20 protein-coding genes, 1 tRNA gene and 1 pseudogene are annotated in these 18,588 nt (G+C 69.8%); 11 read left to right on the plus strand and 11 right to left on the minus strand.

The window, feature by feature from the left end:
- From ACFTZL_RS21990 to ACFTZL_RS22005, 4 genes are all read left to right on the plus strand, one after another.
- A partial coding sequence (locus tag ACFTZL_RS21990; RefSeq protein ID WP_382585313.1) for an FG-GAP repeat protein occupies positions 1-412 on the plus strand: 412 nt, incomplete at its 5' end.
- A gap of 42 nt (positions 413-454) precedes the next feature.
- Positions 455-1,900, plus strand: coding sequence for an FG-GAP-like repeat-containing protein (locus ACFTZL_RS21995; protein WP_382585316.1), 1,446 nt, complete (start codon positions 455-457; stop codon positions 1,898-1,900).
- Positions 1,901-1,948: 48 nt separating this feature from the next.
- Positions 1,949-3,379 carry a VCBS repeat-containing protein gene (locus ACFTZL_RS22000; protein ID WP_382585319.1) on the plus strand — a complete coding sequence of 477 codons (1,431 nt, stop codon included), beginning with the start codon at positions 1,949-1,951 and terminating at the stop codon, positions 3,377-3,379.
- Between the two features lie 83 nt (positions 3,380-3,462).
- Complete coding sequence (locus ACFTZL_RS22005) at positions 3,463-4,455, plus strand: Yip1 family protein (RefSeq protein WP_382585321.1); 993 nt, start codon at positions 3,463-3,465, stop codon at positions 4,453-4,455.
- An 86-nt stretch (positions 4,456-4,541) separates the two neighbouring features.
- Here the strand turns inward: ACFTZL_RS22005 and ACFTZL_RS22010 are convergent, their stop codons facing one another.
- Together ACFTZL_RS22010 and dcd are read right to left on the minus strand one after the other, a co-directional pair.
- Positions 4,542-5,039, minus strand: coding sequence for a phosphoribosyltransferase (locus ACFTZL_RS22010; RefSeq protein WP_382585324.1), 498 nt, complete (start codon positions 5,037-5,039; stop codon positions 4,542-4,544).
- 10 nt (positions 5,040-5,049) lie between these two features.
- Positions 5,050-5,625: a dCTP deaminase gene (gene dcd, locus ACFTZL_RS22015; protein WP_382585326.1), complete on the minus strand. Its 576-nt coding sequence runs from the start codon at positions 5,623-5,625 to the stop codon at positions 5,050-5,052.
- Positions 5,626-6,166: 541 nt separating this feature from the next.
- Between dcd and ACFTZL_RS22020 the strand changes: the two genes are divergently transcribed.
- Positions 6,167-6,240, plus strand: a tRNA-Gly gene (locus ACFTZL_RS22020).
- Positions 6,241-6,371: 131 nt separating this feature from the next.
- Positions 6,372-7,021: pseudogene (locus tag ACFTZL_RS22025) on the plus strand (transposase).
- A 5-nt stretch (positions 7,022-7,026) separates the two neighbouring features.
- Here ACFTZL_RS22025 and ACFTZL_RS22030 read toward each other — a convergent pair.
- The gene (locus tag ACFTZL_RS22030; RefSeq protein ID WP_382585329.1) at positions 7,027-7,407 is read right to left on the minus strand and encodes a winged helix-turn-helix transcriptional regulator; all 381 of its coding nucleotides are present in this window, start codon (positions 7,405-7,407) and stop codon (positions 7,027-7,029) included.
- A gap of 74 nt (positions 7,408-7,481) precedes the next feature.
- Between ACFTZL_RS22030 and ACFTZL_RS22035 the strand changes: the two genes are divergently transcribed.
- On the plus strand, positions 7,482-8,240 hold the full coding sequence (locus tag ACFTZL_RS22035; RefSeq protein ID WP_382585332.1) for an NADPH-dependent F420 reductase: 759 nt from the start codon (positions 7,482-7,484) through the stop codon (positions 8,238-8,240).
- On the opposite strand, the gene ACFTZL_RS22040 is transcribed toward ACFTZL_RS22035, so the two are convergent.
- The 3 genes from ACFTZL_RS22040 to ACFTZL_RS22050 form a co-directional block, all read right to left on the minus strand.
- On the minus strand, positions 8,155-9,021 hold the full coding sequence (locus ACFTZL_RS22040) for an alpha/beta fold hydrolase (protein ID WP_382585334.1): 867 nt from the start codon (positions 9,019-9,021) through the stop codon (positions 8,155-8,157). The genes ACFTZL_RS22035 and ACFTZL_RS22040 overlap by 86 nt on opposite strands.
- A gap of 110 nt (positions 9,022-9,131) precedes the next feature.
- Entirely contained in the window at positions 9,132-9,530 is a 399-nt protein-coding gene (locus ACFTZL_RS22045) for a nuclear transport factor 2 family protein (protein WP_382585337.1), read from the minus strand.
- 111 nt (positions 9,531-9,641) lie between these two features.
- Positions 9,642-10,643, minus strand: coding sequence for a helix-turn-helix transcriptional regulator (locus ACFTZL_RS22050; protein ID WP_382585340.1), 1,002 nt, complete (start codon positions 10,641-10,643; stop codon positions 9,642-9,644).
- A gap of 93 nt (positions 10,644-10,736) precedes the next feature.
- Between ACFTZL_RS22050 and ACFTZL_RS22055 the strand changes: the two genes are divergently transcribed.
- The gene (locus ACFTZL_RS22055) at positions 10,737-11,135 is read left to right on the plus strand and encodes a VOC family protein (protein ID WP_382585343.1); all 399 of its coding nucleotides are present in this window, start codon (positions 10,737-10,739) and stop codon (positions 11,133-11,135) included.
- Positions 11,136-11,242: 107 nt separating this feature from the next.
- Here the strand turns inward: ACFTZL_RS22055 and ACFTZL_RS22060 are convergent, their stop codons facing one another.
- Together ACFTZL_RS22060 and ACFTZL_RS22065 are read right to left on the minus strand one after the other, a co-directional pair.
- Entirely contained in the window at positions 11,243-11,992 is a 750-nt protein-coding gene (locus ACFTZL_RS22060) for an SDR family oxidoreductase (RefSeq protein WP_382585345.1), read from the minus strand.
- Positions 11,993-12,005: 13 nt separating this feature from the next.
- Positions 12,006-12,758 carry an SDR family NAD(P)-dependent oxidoreductase gene (locus ACFTZL_RS22065; RefSeq protein ID WP_382585348.1) on the minus strand — a complete coding sequence of 251 codons (753 nt, stop codon included), beginning with the start codon at positions 12,756-12,758 and terminating at the stop codon, positions 12,006-12,008.
- A 117-nt stretch (positions 12,759-12,875) separates the two neighbouring features.
- On the opposite strand from ACFTZL_RS22065, the gene ACFTZL_RS22070 reads away from it, so the two are divergent.
- Entirely contained in the window at positions 12,876-13,493 is a 618-nt protein-coding gene (locus ACFTZL_RS22070; protein WP_382585351.1) for a TetR/AcrR family transcriptional regulator, read from the plus strand.
- Positions 13,494-13,548: 55 nt separating this feature from the next.
- On the opposite strand, the gene ACFTZL_RS22075 is transcribed toward ACFTZL_RS22070, so the two are convergent.
- Together ACFTZL_RS22075 and ACFTZL_RS22080 are read right to left on the minus strand one after the other, a co-directional pair.
- Complete coding sequence (locus tag ACFTZL_RS22075) at positions 13,549-14,208, minus strand: response regulator (RefSeq protein WP_382585353.1); 660 nt, start codon at positions 14,206-14,208, stop codon at positions 13,549-13,551.
- Entirely contained in the window at positions 14,205-16,199 is a 1,995-nt protein-coding gene (locus ACFTZL_RS22080; protein ID WP_382585356.1) for a sensor histidine kinase, read from the minus strand. Before ACFTZL_RS22080 ends, ACFTZL_RS22075 begins: the two co-directional genes overlap by 4 nt.
- A gap of 150 nt (positions 16,200-16,349) precedes the next feature.
- On the opposite strand from ACFTZL_RS22080, the gene ACFTZL_RS22085 reads away from it, so the two are divergent.
- Positions 16,350-17,045 carry a hypothetical protein gene (locus tag ACFTZL_RS22085; protein ID WP_382585359.1) on the plus strand — a complete coding sequence of 232 codons (696 nt, stop codon included), beginning with the start codon at positions 16,350-16,352 and terminating at the stop codon, positions 17,043-17,045.
- A gap of 103 nt (positions 17,046-17,148) precedes the next feature.
- Entirely contained in the window at positions 17,149-17,652 is a 504-nt protein-coding gene (locus ACFTZL_RS22090) for a hypothetical protein (protein WP_382585361.1), read from the plus strand.
- 86 nt (positions 17,653-17,738) lie between these two features.
- Here the strand turns inward: ACFTZL_RS22090 and ACFTZL_RS22095 are convergent, their stop codons facing one another.
- Positions 17,739-18,257 (minus strand): GNAT family N-acetyltransferase, encoded by a 519-nt coding sequence (locus ACFTZL_RS22095; protein ID WP_382585364.1) that lies wholly within the window; start codon positions 18,255-18,257, stop codon positions 17,739-17,741.
- Positions 18,258-18,588 lie beyond the last annotated feature (331 nt).

An 18,588-nucleotide genomic window follows, 5' to 3' on the forward strand; every position in this document is an offset into this window, starting at 1 on the left:
CTTCGGCAGCGGCGTCTCGCTCGGCGACATCAACGGCGACGGGTACGCCGACCTGGCGATCGGCACCGCGGGCGAGAACTCAGCCGCCGGTGCCGTCACCGTGCTGTACGGCTCGGCGTCCGGCCTGACCACCAAGGGCGCGACGTCGTACACCCAGAACACCGCGGGCGTGCCCGGCGGTTCCGAGAAGGGCGACCGCTTCGGCGAGCGCGTCATCCTCACCGACCACACCGGCGACCGCCGCGCCGACCTGTCCGTCTCCGCGCCGGGCGAGAACGGCGACGGCGCGGTCTGGTCCCTGCGCGGCACCACGACCGGCCTCACGGCCACCGGCTCGACGAGCTTCGGCCCGGGCACGACGGGCATCTCGACGGCCGGCGCGCCGGGGTACGGCACGGCCCTCAACTCCTGATCACAGCCCCTGAGCACAACTCCTGACAAGAACGGGGACCCCATGCGCAAGCGCACCCTCCTCCTGGCGACGGCCCTGACCACCGGCCTGCTCACCGCCCTGCCCGCGACGACGGCCACCGCCGCCCCCGCCACCGGCCCGACGGCCGACTTCAACGGCGACGGCTACGGCGACGTCGCCTTCGCCGCCCCGTACGCCAAGGTCGACGGCGCGGGCATGGCCGGCTACGTCGCCGTGGTCTACGGCGGCGCCACCGGCCTCGACCCGGCCCAGCGCACCGTGGTCAGCCAGAACACCGCGGGCGTGCCCGGGGAGGCGGAGGCCGAGGACACCTTCGGCGACGCCCTCGCCATGGCCGACCTCAACGGCGACGGCTACACCGACCTCGCGGTCGGCTCCACCGGCGAGGACGTCGGCACCGATGTCGACGGCGGCTCCGTCACCGTCCTGTGGGGCTCGGCGAGCGGTCTGAAGAACGGCACCACGGTGAAGGACCCGGCGGTCTCCGCGCACGACAACTGGGGCAAGCTGCTGACCGCCGGCGACTTCGACGGCGACGGCAAGGCGGACCTGGCCGCGGGCGCCTACGCCGACACGTACGTCATCCGGGGCGGCTTCACCACCACCGGCACCACCGGCCCCGTCCAGCGCGTCGCCACCCCCGAGGCGGCGTACAGCGTCGACGCCATGGAGGCGGGTGACACCAACAACGACGGCAGGTCCGACCTGGTCCTCACCTACCGCGTCCAGCTCGACGAGGGCGAGGCGAACAGCTGGTCCAAGGGCGTCGCCTACCTCGGCACCGCCACCGGCGTGGACACCTCGGTCCCCCGCCCGCTGAACGGCGGCACCTCCCTCGCGCTGGGCGACGTCGACGGCGACGGCTACGACGAGATCGCCATCGGCAACGTCTTCTCGAAGGAGGACGACCACAGCGGCTCGCTCGGCGGCCAGGTCGTCGTCATCCGCGGCTCGGAGGGCGGCCCGGTCAACGGCGACGCGCCCATGGCCGAACTCACCCAGGACTCCACCGGCGTCCCCGGCTCCGACGAGGCGAACGACGGCTTCGGCAGCGCCGTCTCCATCGGCGACACCAACGGCGACGGCTACGGCGACCTCGCCATCGGCGTCGTCTTCGAGGACGTCGGCACCATCGAGGACACCGGCGCCACGATCCTGATGAACGGCTCGGCCTCCGGCGTCTCGCGCACCGGCGCCCGCACCTTCACCCAGGACACCGCCGGCGTCCCGGGCGCCGCCGAGGCCATCGACTACTTCGGCTCCGATGTCCTGCTGGCGGACGTCACCAAGGACGGGCACGCCGAGTTCACGATCACCTCCGGCTTCGAGGACGAGGGCATCGGCGCCATCACGGCCCTGCGCGGCTCGGCGACCGGCCCCGTCACCGACGGCGCCCGTTCCTTCGGCCCCGGCAGCCTCGGCCAGACCCGCTCGTACGGCGCGTTCGGCGCCAACCTCATCGGCTGACGTATCCGCACGGCCTCACCGGCTGACGCACAGGAGACACGCACCCACATGCGCACCCGCACCGCGACCACCCTGGTCACCGCCATCCTGGCGGCGGGCCTCACCCCCCTCTCCCTCACGGCCCCGGCCGCCGCCGCCCCCGCCACATACGCCGACGACTTCAACGGCGACGGCTACCGCGACCTCGCCGCCGCCGCGCCCTACGCCCCGGTCGGCGGCAAGACCGACGCGGGCGCCGTCGTCATCACCTACGGCTCCGCGAACGGCATCAGCGCCGCCCGCCGTACCGTCCTCACCCAGGACACGGCCGGCATCCCCGGCACCGCCGAGCAGGGCGACCGGTTCGGCAAGGCCCTCACCTCCGGCGACCTGAACAGCGACGGATACGCCGACCTGGTGATCGGCAGCGTCGGCGAGGACGTCGACACCGACGCCGACGGCGGCTCCGTCACCGTCGTCTGGGGCGGCAAGAGCGGCCTGTCCGGCGGCCGCGGCGTCCCCGACCCGGCCGTGGCGGCCCACGACGAGTACGGCATGTCCCTGACCGTCGGCGACTTCAGCGGGGACGGCCTGGCCGATCTCGCCGTCGGCAGCACCGGCAGCGACATCTGGATCCACGAGGGCATCGCCAAGACCTCCGGCTCGGGCACCCACCACGAGCTCGCCAGTGGCCTGAGAGGCGGTGCCGGCCTCGCCGGTGCCCAGAGCCTCGCCGCCGGCGACATCGACGGCGACGGCACCGACGACCTGGTGGCCACCGGCAGCGAGGCGTCCACATACGAGGACGGCGCCATGGTCTACCTCGGCTCCGCCTCTGCCCTGACCCGCCAGACGTTCCTGAAGAGCGGCGGCTGGGAGCTGGCCACCGTCGGCGACCTGAACGGCGACGGCTACGACGATGTCGTCACGGCGGACTACGGCGGCGACGCCAAGAGCCTCGGCGGCTCGGTCAGCGCCTGGCTCGGCAGCGCCACCGGCGTCCGCACCAGCCCCCAGACGACGATCAACCAGGACACCCCCGGCGTCCCCGGCGCGGACGAGGAGGACGACTGGTTCGGCAACGACCTCTCCATCGCCGACGTCAACGGCGACGGCTACGGCGACCTGGCCGTCGGCACGATCCACGAGGACGTCGGCACCGCGGACATCGCCGGCAGCGTCACCGTGCTGCGCGGCTCGGCCGCCGGCCTGACCGGCACCGGCGCCCAGTCGTTCACCCAGAACACGGAGGGCGTCCCCGGCACCGCCGAGTCCGCCGACCGCTTCGGCGCGTCCGTACGCCTGTCCGACCTCACCGGCGACGGCAAGGCGGACCTGTCCGTCGGCTCCGACGGCGAGAACCACCCCTCCGGCTCCCTGTACAGCCTGCGCGGCTCGGCCTCGGGTGTGTCCACGAAGGACGCGATCAGCTTCGGTCCCGGCTCGCTCGGCATGTCGACGACCGGTTATCTGAGGCTGGGCCAGGACATGCTGAGCTGACCCCACGGCAGGGGGTCCTGGCGGGGCCCGTACGGCCGAACCCTGACAACCCATGGGATCCCAAAGGGCCTTACCCCTAAGGGATGTCACAGCTCGGCCGCAAAGCCGGGCCCGGAAGCCCGGGCCCGGCACGCCACCGCCCGGGACCAGGTACGTTCGAAGACGTGGCTGGATTCAGGATCGGACGCGGCCGGAACAACGGCGCTCCTCAGACGCGACCGCAAAACCCTCCGTACGGGCAGCAGACGCCGCCGGGGCCGTCATACGGCTACCCGCCGGCGCCGCAGCCGTACGGCAACGGCGGCGGCCCCACCTGGCCGCAGGCGAACGCCGGGCCGGGTGGTGGCTACGGCGGCCAGGGCGAGCCGGAGTACTTCGGCGACGGCGCGTACCCGCCCGGCCCCCAGGGCCCGCCCGACCCGTACGCGGCGAACAACCCGGGCCACACCCAGGCCTTCTCGGTCGGCGAGGACCCCTACAACCAGGGCGACACCTACCGCGCAGGCGCGGCGGCCCCGCCGCCCGGCCCCGTCGGCCCGCGCCTGCACTGGAAGGCCCTGCTCCGGGGGATCATCCTCTCCCCCAAGCAGACGTTCCTCCAGATGCGCGACTACTCGATGTGGGGCCCGGCCCTCATCGTCACGCTCCTCTACGGCCTGCTCGCCGTCTTCGGCTTCGACGGCGCCCGCAAGGATGCGATAAACGCCACACTGTCGAACGCGGTCCCGATCGTCCTGACCACGGCCGTCGCGATGGCGCTCAGCGCGTTCATCCTGGGCGTGGTCACCCACACCCTGGCCCGCCAGCTCGGCGGCGACGGCGCCTGGCAGCCGACGGTCGGCCTGTCCATGCTGATCATGTCCCTCACGGACGCGCCCCGCCTGGTCTTCGCGATGTTCGCCGGCGGCGACGCGACGTTCGTACAGCTCGTGGGCTGGGCCACCTGGATCGCGGGCGGCGCACTCCTGACCCTCATGGTCAGCCGCTCCCACGACCTGCCCTGGCCGAAGGCGCTCGGCGCGTCGGCGATCCAGCTGATCGCCCTGCTGTCGATCGTGAAGCTGGGCACGGTCTGAGGCCGCGCGGCCACGAGAACGGCTACGAGAAAGGGGCTCCCGGAGGAGCCCCTTTTCTTATTGCTTCTCAGGCGTCGAGTTGCTTCTCAGGCGTCGAGAACCTGCCCGGCGCGCCGCACCACCGGCGGTTCCACGGACCACGGGAAGTTGATCCACTCATCGGTCCGCTTCCACACGTACTCGCACTTCACCAGCGACTGGGACTTCTCGTAGACCACGGCGCTGCGCACCTCGGCGACGGTGTCGAGGCAGAAGTCGCGGACCAGCTTGAGCGTCTTGCCGGTGTCGGCGACGTCGTCGGTGATCAGCACCTTCTTATCGGAGAAGTCGATCACGTTGGGGACGGGCGCGAGCATGACGGGCATCTCGAGGGTCGTCCCCACGCCCGTGTAGAACTCGACGTTCACCAGGTGGATGTTCTTGCAGTCCAGGGCATAGGCGAGCCCGCCGGCCACGAAGACACCGCCGCGGGCGATGCTGAGCACGACGTCGGGCTCGTACCCGTCGTCGGCGATGGCCTGCGCGAGCTCGCGTACGGCGACGCCGAACTGCTCGTAGGAGAGGTTCTCCCGTACGTCACTCATATCCGGCCGCTCACACCTGGGTCCGATGGAAATTGAGGAAGGACCGGGAGGCGGTCGGCCCCCGCTGCCCCTGGTACCGCGACCCGTACCGCTCGCTCCCGTACGGGAAGTCGGCGGGCGAGCTGAGCTTGAACATGCACAGCTGCCCGATCTTCATCCCCGGCCAGAGCTTGATGGGCAGGGTGGCGAGGTTGGACAGCTCGAGGGTCACGTGCCCGCTGAACCCGGGGTCGATGAAGCCGGCGGTGGAATGCGTGACCAGCCCCAGCCGCCCCAGCGAGCTCTTGCCCTCCAGCCGGGAGGCGAGATCGTCGGGCAGCGAGATGACCTCGTACGTACTGGCGAGGACGAACTCCCCCGGGTGCAGGATGAACGGCTCGTCCCCCTCCGGCTCCACGAGCCGGGTCAGATCGCTCTGCTCGACGGAGGGGTCGATGTGGGGGTAGCGGTGGTTCTCGAACACCCGGAAGTAGCGGTCCAGCCGCACATCGATGCTCGAGGGCTGCACCATCGCGTCGTCAAACGGATCGATACGCACTCGTCCGGCGTCGATCTCGGCCCGGATGTCCTTGTCTGAGAGAAGCACGCCCCGAGGATACGCAAGGCGCGCGGAGCGACCACAACCGGACGACTCCGCGCGCCTTATGCCCTTTGGCTATGTCTTTGTCCGCTGTTCGCTACTGCTCGCTCCGCTCGCTACCGCTTCTGGTAACTGACGGGCACGACGCTCCGGAGCCGCGTACACCGCGGGCATCGGAGCAGCCGGCCCGGGCCGAGTCGCTCGGCCTGCTGCATCGGGAACGAAGCGGTGGTGAACACGTGCCCATCGGCACAACGGACGACGGTGCGCTCCATCAAGTCCAAGAGTCCCTTCCCCAAGAGCTGCGTCTGGCTGGTGCTTGCCTGACGACAAAAGCCACAGTACGGGATCAAAGGAACGGCCTTCGAGGCGGCGCTCCGGTCCCGACCGGACCCTCGCCCACGCCCCCACCGTACGCCCCAACTCCGGTGACCCGCAGCCGCATCCCGCCCCTGAAACGCCCTCAGGCCCCCGCGGCATCAACACCCGGGGCCTGGCATGGGGTAAAGTGGCGAACGTTCGCACACCGACTCCGTCGGCGTCTTACGCGGGTGTAGTTTAATGGTAGAACATCAGCTTCCCAAGCTGAGAGCGCGAGTTCGATTCTCGTCACCCGCTCCAGTGTCAAACCCCAGGTCAATCGCCTGGGGTTTGTTTGTTGTCTAGTCCAATTTTAGGGTGGCGTGCCCTTCCCGTGCCCTAAGAACCCGTAACGAAATGATCTTCGACGGGGTTGGAACACTCCGGGGTTGATGGACCGGGGGTGCGGGGTGGCGCGGCCGAAGCCGTGGGAAGTCGCGACGAGCTGTGGGCGGTGATCGAGCCGCTGCTGCCCAAGGTAGAGCGTCGGACCCGGCACCCGGGACGCAAGCGGCATCGGACCGGCTGGTCTTCCAGGGCGAGGTCCTCCTCGGCAAGCTCCGTAGCGCGAACACCCTGGTACTTCTCCCGGGCGGCGGTCGATGGCTCCCGCATCCGGGCCTTAAGGGGGGCCAAGACGGGCCGAAGCCACTGGCATCCCGCTTGCGGCCACGCTGAGCGGCGGCAACCGCGACGATGTCACCCGGCTCATCCCACTACTCGAAGCGGTGCCGCCGGTGCGGGGCAAGCGCGGCCGGCCCCGGCGCCGCCCGGACGTGGTGATGGGGACCGCGGCTACGACCATGACAAGTACCGTCGCCTGGTCCGGGGTCTCGGTGTGAAGCCGCTGATCGCCCGCCGGGGCACCGAGCATGGCTCCGGTCTGGGCACCCAACGCTGGGTCGTGGAGCGCGCATTCGCCCACCTGCACTGGTTCGGTCGTCTGCGGATCCGCTGGAAGATCCGCGACGACATCCACGACGCCTTCCTCACTCTGGGATGTGCGCTCATCTGCCGGCGACGTCTGCGCTCACGCTGTTGACCGGTCTAGCGTGCAGGAGGCGGGGACTGCGGGTCAGGAGTGCATGCTGCTTCCTGGGCCGCCATAACCTCATCGCCGTACTCGAAGGCCCATGCGCCGACAGCGTCGATGGGCGCCAGCAAGGTCCGGCCCAGAACTGTGAGTCGGTACTCGACCCGTGACGGTGCGTCGGGGTCTGCCTGCCGGTCGACCAGTCCGTTGAACTGCAGTCGGCGCAGTGTCTCGGTGAGGACCTTGGAGCTGATGCCTCCGATCCGCTCCCGTAGTTCGACCGGGCGCCTGGGGCCGTCGCGCAGTGCCCAGAGCACCACGGCGTTCCAGGTGTTGGAGAGCAGGTCGAAGGCGAGGCGGGCGCGGCAGTCGGCGAGGAAGGCGTCGGTCGTCACGTACCAAATGGTGCCCGAACGGCCTTCTAGCGTCGGTGTGAACGGTCGAAGCAGGCACGGAGGGGGAGCACGTGATGAGAATCGGTGTACTGGGCACGGGCAACATGGCCGACGCGCTCGCCACCCACTGGGTGCGGGCCGGGCACGAGGTGATCATCGGGGGACGGGACGCCCACAAGGCGGAGCGGCTCGCGACGCGCATCGGAGGCAGCTCGAAACCTGCCAGTCTGCGCGCGGCGGCCGAGTCAGGTCAGGTGGTGCTGGCAGCGCTTCCCTTCGGGGCGGGAACAGACGTGGCACGGGACCTGCACGCGGCCCTGGAGGGCAAGGTGCTGCTCGACTGCTCCAACCCAGTCGGGCCGGGCTTCCGGCTGCTGACGGAAGGAGGCCCCTCAGCCGCGCAGCAATTGGCTGCGGCGGCACCGGCAGCCCACGTGGTCAAGGCTTTCAACCTCTGCCACGAGGACGTATGGCGCATGCGGCCGCCCGTCTTCGATGGGCGACCACTGGCCGTTCCGGTCTGCGGAGACGACGAGACTGCCCTCGCGTGTGTGCGTGAGTTGGTACGAGATGTGGGCTGTGAAGCCGTGGCTGGCGGCGGTCTCGAACGTGCGGGACTCCTGGAAGCGACTGCCGCGCTGTTCATCGCGCTGTGGGTCGGCGAGGGAGCGGACGCCCAGGCAATCGCCCCTCCGCTCGCATACGCGGCCGGACCCAGCCACCAGGAAGTGCAGTCCCCGACCTTGCTTATCCCAGCACCCGCCCGAGGAAGCCGCGCAGGTAACCCGCGACGACGTCCAGGTGGCTCTCCAGAAGGAAGTGACCGCCGTTGATCAGGTGCACCTCCGCGTCCTTGGCGTCGCGGGCGAAGGCCCGCGCGCCCGCCGGGCCGAAGATTTCGTCGTTGCGGCCCCACACGGCGAGCACCGGGACCTCGCTGGTGCGTAGGAATTCGTGCAGCAGCGGGTAGAGCGGGCGGTTGTTCTGGTAGTCGCGGAACAGCGCCAGCTGGACCTCGTCGTTGCCCTCGCGAGAGACGAGGGCGAAGTCGTGCTCCCAGGTGTCCGGGCTGACCAGGCTCGGGTCGGGCACGCCGTGCAGGTACTGCCAGCGGATGGCGTCGACGCCCAGCGCGGCGCGGACGGCGGGTTCGGTGTCGGGGCCGGGGTTCGCCCCGTAGGCCCAGACGTCGGTCCAGAACGACTCGACGAAACCGTCCTCGTAGCCGTTGCCGTTCTGGGTGACGAGGGCGGAGATCCGCTCGGGGTGCTGGAGCGCGAGGCGCCATCCGATGGGGGCGCCGTAGTCCTGGACGTAGAGGGCGTAGCGGTCCAGGCCCAGTTGGTCGAGCAGTCCGGAGGTGAGTTCGGTGAGGGCGTCGAAGGTGTAGGTGAACTCCCCTACGAGGGGGGCGTCGGAGTGGCCGAAGCCGAGGTGGTCCGGCGCGATGACGTGGTAGTCGTCGGCCAGCAGCGGGATGAGTTCGCGGAACATGAACGAGCTGGTCGGGTAGCCGTGCAGCAGGACGATCACGGGGGCGTCGGCGTGGCCGGCTTCGCGGTAGAAGATCTCATAGCCGTCGACGGTGGCGGTCCGGTGGTGCACCGCGTTCATATCTGACCCCTTTGACATGCGTACTCTGGTTGGTTCCTCGCCCTGCAAGCACGGGTGTGGGTCAACCCGTCAAATGCCGTGACCTCGCGGGGGCCTTGCCCTGAGCCGGGTCACATCACGGCGTCGGTCTGCAGGGGGCCCGCGGTGACACGGATCGTCCTGATGCGCACAGGCTCTTCCTGGTCGAGGTAGAAGATGTGCATGAAGGGGGCGCGCACCACCCGCTCCGGTTCGCTCTTCTTGGCCATGACCGCCTCACCGCGCAGCAGACGGACGCCGTCGCCCGCGGTCCAGAACTCCAGTACCTCATGGCTGATGACCAGCGGCGCGTCGATCTTGACGAAGAACTCCTTGATGGCCTCGACGCCGTGGATGTGCGCGGTGCCGAAGTACATGTCGGTGTTGTCGGTCAGTGGTGCGAAGCCCTCGCCGAACTCCAGGGTGTCGATGGCGTCCATGAACTTCAGGACCCAGCCGGGGACGGCTGTCGCTTGTGTGGTGTCTGCCATGGTGCGGACTTCCTGATCGGACTGCGGCGCGTGACCCTTGCCAACCCCCGCCTTCCCAACCCCTGCCGGTCTGAACACCGCCGTCCGGCGGGGACGTCAAAAGGCCATCTGTCAGGCTCGGCGCGCACAGGACGTGAGGCGATCGGCGAGCGCGATGACGAGGTCGCGGAGTTCATCGGGGCGCTCGATGACGAACGGCCGGTCGATTGCCGCGAGTACCGGAGGCAACCAGTCGAGCCGCTCCGCCCGCAGCTCGACGCGCAGCCAGCGCTCGGTCGCCCGGTCCTCGCCGGCCGCGGGCTCGTGCTCGTGCTCGTGCTCCTCCAGGCTCGCGACGCTGACGGGAAGGTGGGCGCGGATCTGCTCAACTGTCCCGTGGATCCGCAAGGTCACCTCATGCCGGTACCCGGCCGTGGCGAATCCTGACAACACGCGCTGTGCGGGAGCGGGACCCACGGGCGCTTCGAATGAGCCGGGCAGGGTCCGCGCGTCCGCGATGCGATCGAGCCGGAAGGTTCGGTCCTCGCCGATCTGGGCGTCCTTGCCCGTGACGTACCACCGGCCCGCATGGGCGACGATCCCGTACGCGTGCAGTGTGCGTTCGCTGGGCCGTCCGTCGCGGTCGGTGTAGCGGATCGAGACCGGTCGGCGGTGGCGCACCGCATCGGCGATGGTGAGCAGGACCCCGGCGTCCGGGGTGTCGAACTCGCCGGGCCGGTCCGTGAAGGCGAGAGCTTCCAGGAGTGTGTCGAGCCGGCGGGCGATGTGCTTGGGCAGCACCCGCCGGATCTTCGCCGACGCCGTCTCGTTTGCCGTGTGCTGCGTCGTCGTCAGCCCTGCTCGGCGGCCGGCGATCAGGCCGAGCAGCACGGCCAGCGCCTCGTCGTCGCTGAGCATGAGCGGAGGCAAGCGGTACCCAGGAGCCAGCCGGTACCCGCCGTAGCGGCCGCGCACCGACTCCACGGGCACGTCCAGGTCGATGAGCTGGCCCACATACCTCCGCACGGTGCGTCCTTCGACGCCGAGACGGTCGGCGAGCTCGGCCACAGTCCGGGTGCCGCCCGACTGCAGCAGCTCCAGGAGTGTCAGCACGCGGCCGGTGGGTCGAGGCATGTTCGCAGCCTAACGCCAATACAGGACCGATTCTGTCCACTATTTCTTCTAACCTGCGACTCGTACGCCTCCAGCACAGCCAAGGAGATTCCCATGGACTTCATCTCGATCCGCATCATCACCGGCGACGTAGCGCGCCTCGTCGAGTTCTACGAGCGCGCCACAGGGGCGCAGGCGACGTGGGCCAACGAAGACTTCGCCGAACTCAGGACCGCGGGCGCCACCCTCGCGATCGGCAGCACCCGCACCGTCCCGCTGTTCGCCCCGGGCTCTGCCCGCCCGGCGGACAACCACAGCGTGATCACCGAGTTCCTCGTCGACGACGTGGACAGCGTTTACAACAACCTGACCGGCTTCGTCACCGACTTCGTCACCAAGCCCACCACGATGCCCTGGGGCAACCGTTCGCTGCTGTTCCGTGACCCCGACGGCAACCTCGTCAACTTCTTCACCCCCGTCACCCCAGCGGCCATCGAAAAGTTCGCACGCTGACGCCCCTGGCCGGATCGTCTTCGACCAGCCGCCCGAACCACTCGCGGACATCCCGCAGCAGCTCACCTTCGAGGACTTCGTGTAACCAAGGTCCCGAGACACCACACTCAATACGCCAGCTCCCCGATCCCCCCATCGACCCGCAGTACCGTGCCCGCGGTGTAAGCAGACTCATCCGAGGCGAGGTAGACCGCCGCCTTGGCCAGCTCGGTGGTGGTTCCCAGGCGGTGGAGGGGTACGGTCTGCCGGAGTTCCTCATAGAGGGCGCTCTGGCGTTCGGGGCCCAGGGGCGCGAACACGTTGGTGATGGTCGGGCCTGGGCTCAGTCCGTTGACGCGGATGCCCCGGTCCTTCAGCTCGTAGGTCAGCCCGCGGGTGTAGGAGAGCAGGCCCGCCTTGGCCGCGCCGTAGACCGTCGCGTTCTCGTGTCCGATGTACGCGGAGACCGAACCGACGAGGATGACCGAGGACTGCTGCGAGAAGAGCGGCAGCAGGTCCCTGATCAGGAAGAACGGCGACTTGAGATTGGTCGCGACGAGCCTGTCGAACGCCTCCTCGGTCCATGCCTCGAGCGGTAGGTGGGTGACGTCGGCGGCGTTGCTCATCAGGATGTCGAGCTTCGGCCACTCCGCCCGCAGCCGTGCCGCGAGTGCTGCCTGGCCGGGTACGTCGCCGGCGTCGCTGGCGATGGTCAGCAGCGGGCCCTCCAGTTGGCGGGCTGCCTCGTCCAGCCTTTCCCGGGAGCGGCCGGTGATGGCGACGGTCGCGCCTTCGGCGAGGAACTGGCGGGCCGTTTCCAGGCCGATGCCGCTCGTTCCTCCGGTGATCAGTGCGTGCTTCCCTGCGAGACGATTCACTGTTCTGGTCTCCTCAGATCGCGGTCCGGCCGCCGTCGGCGGCCACGATCGCTCCGGTTACGTAGCTGGCGCGGTCACCGGCCAGGAAGGCGACCACCTGGGCCACTTCGGCCGGGTCCGACGTGCGCTTGAGCGCGGTGGTCAGACCCATGCCGCCCATGTCCGGGCCCATCGCCGCGACCACCTTGGACGTGCGCATCGGCCCTGGGGCCACGGCGTTGACCCGCACGTTCGACTCGGCGAACTCCGCCGCCCAGGTGCGGGTCAGCGATTCGAGCGCAGACTTGGTGGCGCCGTAGACGGCCATGCCCGGCATGCCGAGGCCGGCCGCGGTGGAGCTGATGTTGACGATGCTGCCGCCGCCGCCCGCGGCCATCTTCTCCGCGAACAGCGCGGTGAGCAGGAACGGTGCGCGCACGTTGACGGCGAAGGCGGCGTCGTAGCTCGCGAGGTCCTGCCCGGGGGTCGGGGCGAACGTCATCACACTCGCGTTGTTGATCAGGATGTCGACGGTTCCGGCGCTGTCGGCCAGTTGCCGCACAGCCGCCGGGTCGGACAGGTCGGCGACGACGAACCGCACCGTTCCGGCCAAGGAGCCGCCACCGGCCGCGCGTATGTCCGCCACCACCTGGGCACCGCGCTCGGCGTCCCTGCCGGTGAGGATCAGGTCGGCTCCGCCCGCGGCCAGCACCTCGGCCGTCGCGTGCCCCAGCCCGCCGATGGCGCCGGACCCGGTGACGAGTGCCGTCTTGCCTGCGAATTCCATTTTTCGCCCTTCACGCCGGCCGTTGGCCGAGCGACTTCTGTGCAGCCGTTCAAGAAGTAACGCAGCAGAAGCTATGACTTCTTGAACGTCGAGTCAAGAAGTCGTAGTCTTGCTCGCGTGGCACGAACCGGACGCCCCCGCGAGTTCGACAAGGAACAGACGCTGGCGCGCGCACTCGAACTGTTCTGGTCCCGGGGATACGGGGCGACGTCGGTCCAGGACCTGGTCGACGCGCTGGCCGTCGAGCGCGGCAGCCTCTACGGAACGTTCGGTGACAAGCGCCGCTTCTACCTGGACGCCGTCAGGCTCTACTGGGAGGTGTACGAGCGGCACCTGACCACCGCGCTCGACACCACCCCGCTCCTGCCGGCCCTGCGTGAGATCCTGACCCACCCGGCGCGGCTGGACGAACTGATCTCCGACGTGGGCGTGCCGCAGGGCTGCCTGGTCGGCAACACCACCGCCGAACTCGTCCCCCAGGACAGTGAGGCCACGGAGGTCGTGACCCGCTCGTACCGCCGGTTCACCGAGATCGTCACCGACGCGCTCCGCCGTGCCCAGGCCGCCGGCGAGGTCACGGCCAACTCCTCCCCCGAGGCCCAGGCGCAGCTCCTGCTCTACATCGTCCAGGGCCTGTCGCTCGTATCGAGAGCGGGTCTCGATCAGAGCGCGGCGCTGGCTGCGATCGACACGGCGGTAGACGGGCTGCGGGCCGAGCCGGCGGCCACCTTCTGACCGTCCTCCCTCCCCGGTCCCCTGGAGGGCCTTCAGCCGGCCCTCCAGGGGACGCCTACGCGGAGTGACGGGGATGTCCCAGGCCCGCGTCCCGCGCGAGGGCTGCTGCCTCTGTGCGAGACCGGGCGTGCAGTTTCGCCAGAACGTCGCTGACCCGATTGCGGATGGTCTTCTCGGACAGGGACAGGCTGCGGGCGATGGAAGCGTTGTCCAGGCCGCGGGAGATCAGATCGAGGGTCTCGCGTTCGCGGTCGGTGAGATGAGGAAAGGGGAGGGGAGATCTGACGGCGGGCGGAGTGGCGAAATGGGACAGGACGCGCTGGGCGATCCGGGGGCCGAAGACCGCTTCGCCGCGGGCGACACCGAGCAGGGCGCGGTGGACGTCGGCGCCGTCCGATTCCTTGAGCAGGTAGCCGCGTGCGCCGACGCGCAGGGCGGCGAACACCGAGTCCTCGTCCTCGTCCATGGTCAGGATGAGAACGGCGATCTCCGGATGGGCCGTGGTGATCTGGGCCGTGGCCTCCAGGCCGTTGACGTTCGGCATGCGCAGGTCCATGAGCACGATCGCCGGCCGCAGTCGGCCGGCGGCGGTGATGGCTTCGGCGCCGTCGGACGCTTCTCCGACGACGCTCACATCGGGGAGATCGGCGAGGACGGTGGCCATTCCGGCCCGGAAGACGGGATGGTCGTCGACGACGAGGACGGTGACACTCACCGCGGGTCACCGACCGGGAGGCCGGCTCGCAAGAGGGTGCCTTCGCCGGGCGCGGTCGTCACCTCAAGCCAGCCTCCGATCTCGGCTGCGCGCTCCTTCATGCTGCGCAGTCCGACACCGGCCCTGTGCCTGGACGGAATACCGCGTCCGTTGTCGCGGATCGACAGAATCAAGACGGTGTCCTCCATACGGGCGGTCAGTTCGAGGCGGCCGGCGGCGCTGTGCCTGACGGCGTTGGCGACCGCCTCGGCAGCGATGGCGTACGCGGCGACCTCGACGGCGGCCGGCAGACTGTGGCAGGCGCCGTCGATGCTGCTGTGACATGCCGGTGTGTCGTACCCGGCCAGCAGTTCCCGCAGGGCGCCGGGAAGCCCGAGCTGGTCGAGGACCGCGGGCCGGAGCCCCTGGACCACGGTGCGCAGATCGGTGACCGTGGAGCGAAGCCTGTCCCGAAGTGTCCTGACGCACCCCGCGAGATGGGGGTCGTCGATGCGCCGGGCGAGGGCATCGAGCTGGTGGGCGGTGCCGGCCAGGGAGGGGCCGATGCCATCGTGGAGGTCCGCGCGCAGCCGCCGTCGCTCCTCCTCACGCACCGACAGGATGCGTGACCGGCTGCGGGCGATGTCCTCGACCAGACCGGCGGCGTAGGCGAGTGTCCCGGCGCGGTCCGCGACCTCTTCGACCGCGGCCTGCTCCTTCGCCGTCCAAGGGTCGTTGACGCTTCGCCGCCCTACGCGGAGTACACCGAGTTCGCGGCCCAGAGCCCAGCAGGGAAAGGACCGCCAGCCCGCGCCCACCGCCGGCCTGCCGGAGGCCGCCGCCACGGCGGGGCTTTCGAAGGCCGCGTAGGGCAGCCGCAGCGCGGACCGCAAGGCATCGACGAGATGCTGCATGGCTTCCGCCGGCTCGCCGGCCGGAGCGACACGGCGGCCGACGTGGGCGACAACGGCGTACGGATCGTGGCGATGCCCGAACAGCGTCCGGTCCACGGCTGCCTGTACAGTGCCGCGACCGTTGGCCGCGAGCAGTGCGGTGAAAGCGATCAGACAAGTCCCCGTCAGGGACCCGGGCGCGATCAGTCTCGCGCCGGCGACGACCGCGGCGTACACCCCCAGAACCAGCGCGCTGAGGACGGCGAAGACGATGGCGCGGCCGAGGACCAGCTCCACATCGAACAGTCTGTGCCGCAGCATGGCGACCGCGATGCTCGCAGGCGGGCCGAGCAGCCCCACCAGCATCACGAGATCGCCGATCAGAGCCGGCTGCTCCGCGTCGTCCAACGGGAAGGCGAGGAAGGAGAACGCCATCAGCAGCCCGCCGAGCATCAGCCACTGCAGTTGAGCCCGCTCGACACCGGTCGCCGCGCGGGTACGCAGGACGAGGAGGACGGCGGCCGCGAGGGACCCGCCGAGCATGGTGGCCGCGGCACAGATGAACATCACCGTGTGCAGCCACTCCCAGCCCGCGATCCCGAGAGGATTCGGGACACCAGGGACGGGATCGGTGCCGCTCGGCCGCAGCATCGTGGCCAGCGTTCCTGTCCCGGCGACCGTGATGACAGCCCAGGCGCACGCCCGGCGCGGCGCCGTTTCCAGGCGGCCGTGCGGAAAGAGCAAGGGCACCAAGGGCGTGGCGAACCAGTAGCCGACAAAGCCCCAGCATCCGATCCAGGCCCCCACCTCCCACCCGGGAAGGGGATCCGCGGCGACGAGGCGGCTGTAACCGGCGTAGTAGGCCAGGAGATGGTACGGCCCGATCATCGCGGGCAGCAGCATCAGCCAGCAGACGGGATTACGCGGGCGGCCCCTGGCAACGACGGCGCCCACCAGTGGCCAGACCGAGCCGAGCACGAGGTCGGACCAGTACAGGGGCGTGACGGCGATGCGTTCAGCCAGCCAATCATGCACGGGCACCGTCGCCAGACAGCCCGCTGTGCCCAGGCTCGCGATGCCGTACGCGGTGTGACGCAGTGCCCGATCCCCCCGACTCACACCCACATGTTCCCGTAATGCGGGCCCTTACCGGGCGCGATCCGGCAAAACCGTCCCGGTCGTCCGGGGCCTGGGTCCCTGGGCGGCGGGACACGTCCACCGCGACAGTCGGATCGGTAACGGACCCGCACTCACTGGGAGTTGACGCGGATGACCACCATCGATCCGGACGCCCGCCCGGGGCGCATGGCGCGACAGGACGGCGACGGAAGGGCGAAGTGGCCCCTGTACGGGGTCGGAGCAGGCGTGTTCGGAGGAGTCGCCACGCTCCTGGCGGATGTCCGGGCCGGCACGGTCGAGCGGACACGCGTCGATGCGTCGATCGTCGACGACGTGGGGCGCTCCGTGGCGCATCTCGGTCTCGTCGCGGGGTTCCTGACGGTTCTCCTGCTCCTGGTGCTGGCCGCGGCATGGCGGCGCCAGGTCGAACCGCGGGTGCCTTCCAGCACCGCTGCCTATGTGGTCAGCGGCGCCTTGACCGCCTCGGCCGCAGGACTGACCTATGGCTACGGCTGGAAGGGCGCCCTGGCGATCTATCTGCCGGCCGGTATGGACGAGCGGTCCTTCGGTGAGGACGGGCTGTTCGTCTACTTCATGCTCAACGACTTCGGCGGGTACATCGGCTGGCTCGGCGTCGTGGTCGCGGCCGGCGCGGTGGCCTGGATGGCGTTGCGTGAGCGCACGATCTCACGGTGGATCGGCTGGTTCAGCATCGTGCCCGTACTGGCGGTCGTGCTGTTCGCCGGCATCACCGGCCTTCCCGGCTTCCAGGGTGTCGTCGGACCGGCATGGATGCTGGTCACCTTCCTCGGACTGACCTGGGGGCGCAGCGCAATCGTCCGCTGACCCGGCCGGGCGGGCGGCTCACCGGCCCGTGAACCGCCCGCCGCAGGCGCCCACGCCATCGGAACCACAGCCCTGTCCGACCTCGCACATCAGGAGGCCCCGCGTGCCGTCCACCACGCATGCCACCCGCCGCGGCGCCGCGTGTTCAGCGATTCTCATAGCCGCGCTGCTGACCGCGAGTGCCTGCGGGCCAGGCCCTTCGCCGAACGACTCCGGTGAAACGACCCACGCATACACGGAGGCGCCGACCGAGGAACCCACCGAAGAGCCCACGGAGGAGCCGGCCGAGGAACCGACCGAAGAACCCGCGGAGAGCAGCGGGCTCGTCGAGGGGTCGGTCCCCGGCAGCGTCGTCGGTGTCTGGTGCGGCGGCAGCAACGCCGAAGGACACTGGACGTATCAATTCTCCAATACCGGAGAGTTCATCGCGAGCAGGGGCACCGCGGGTTTCTCGGGTGTCGTCGTCAGCGACACCCGGTCCATGACCTTCCACGTGCCGGGGGAATCGCCTTTCGTATCCTCCTGGGAAGTGGTCCAGGACCCCGTCCTGGGACCTCTCCTCTTCCTCGACGGCTACAGCTACCTGCCCGGAAGCTGTGCCTCCTAGACTCACTTCTGGACCGTGGCGTCGAGGCCGGCGGCGACTTCTTCCTGGCGCTCCTCGTAGGCGTGCAGACTTGTGGATCGGCGATGTCATTGCCTGATACTCCGGCACCATCGGATCTCGCCTTCGTGCCATTCGGCGGTGGGTGTGAGCCCGGCGGCAGCGGCGACAGCGGCGGATGCCCGATGTGCGGGGTGGATGTGGGCGATGACGGCGTGCACCGGCTGCCTGCTGAGCCAGTCGACGAGTCCTCGGGCCGCTTCGGTGGCGATGCCCCGCCCCTGCCACGGGCTCCCCACCACCCAGGCGATCTCGGCGATGAGACCGTGGCCGGAGAGGCTGACCGTCGCCTGGACGGTGCCCGTCAGGCAGGCTTCGTCGCGGAGCCGGATCACCCAGTTCAGCCAGGAGACGGCCGGATCGGGAGAACCCGCGGTCATGCGCTGGTAGCGCGAGCGCAGGGCTTGCGGGGTGTCCGGGGTGCCGCCGATGAAGGTGTGCAGGGCCGGATCGGACAGCACTGCGGCCATCTCCTCCGCGTGCTCAACGAGAAGCGGCAGCAGGTCCAGCCGCGCAGTCCTGACGGCCTGGGCCGCGATGTCACTCATGCCGCGACCACCCCGGGCGTTCGACGCAGGGCCGTACGGTACCCCCGCCGAGGAAGCGGCGCCGTGTCTTCCTGTGGGCCTTTCTGGCAGTAAAGATCCTGTTCCTGGTCTGCGTCATATGGGGCGCCCCAAGCACCAGCGGCACGCAAACGGCCTTCGCTGGGGGCAGGAGCGGTCCGAGAGCAGTGAGCCAGGCCCCTCCCGCGCACCAGACCCAGACGCCACCGCACCAGCCGTTCGCCCAGGTCAGCGCCCAAGCTGAGAGCGCGAGTTCGATTCTCGTCACCCGCTCCGTGAACAAGGCCCGGGTCAGAGACCCGGGCCTTGTTGT

The sequence above is a fragment of the Streptomyces sp. NPDC056948 genome, assembly GCF_042674225.1.
Classification (GTDB): domain Bacteria; phylum Actinomycetota; class Actinomycetes; order Streptomycetales; family Streptomycetaceae; genus Streptomyces; species Streptomyces purpurascens.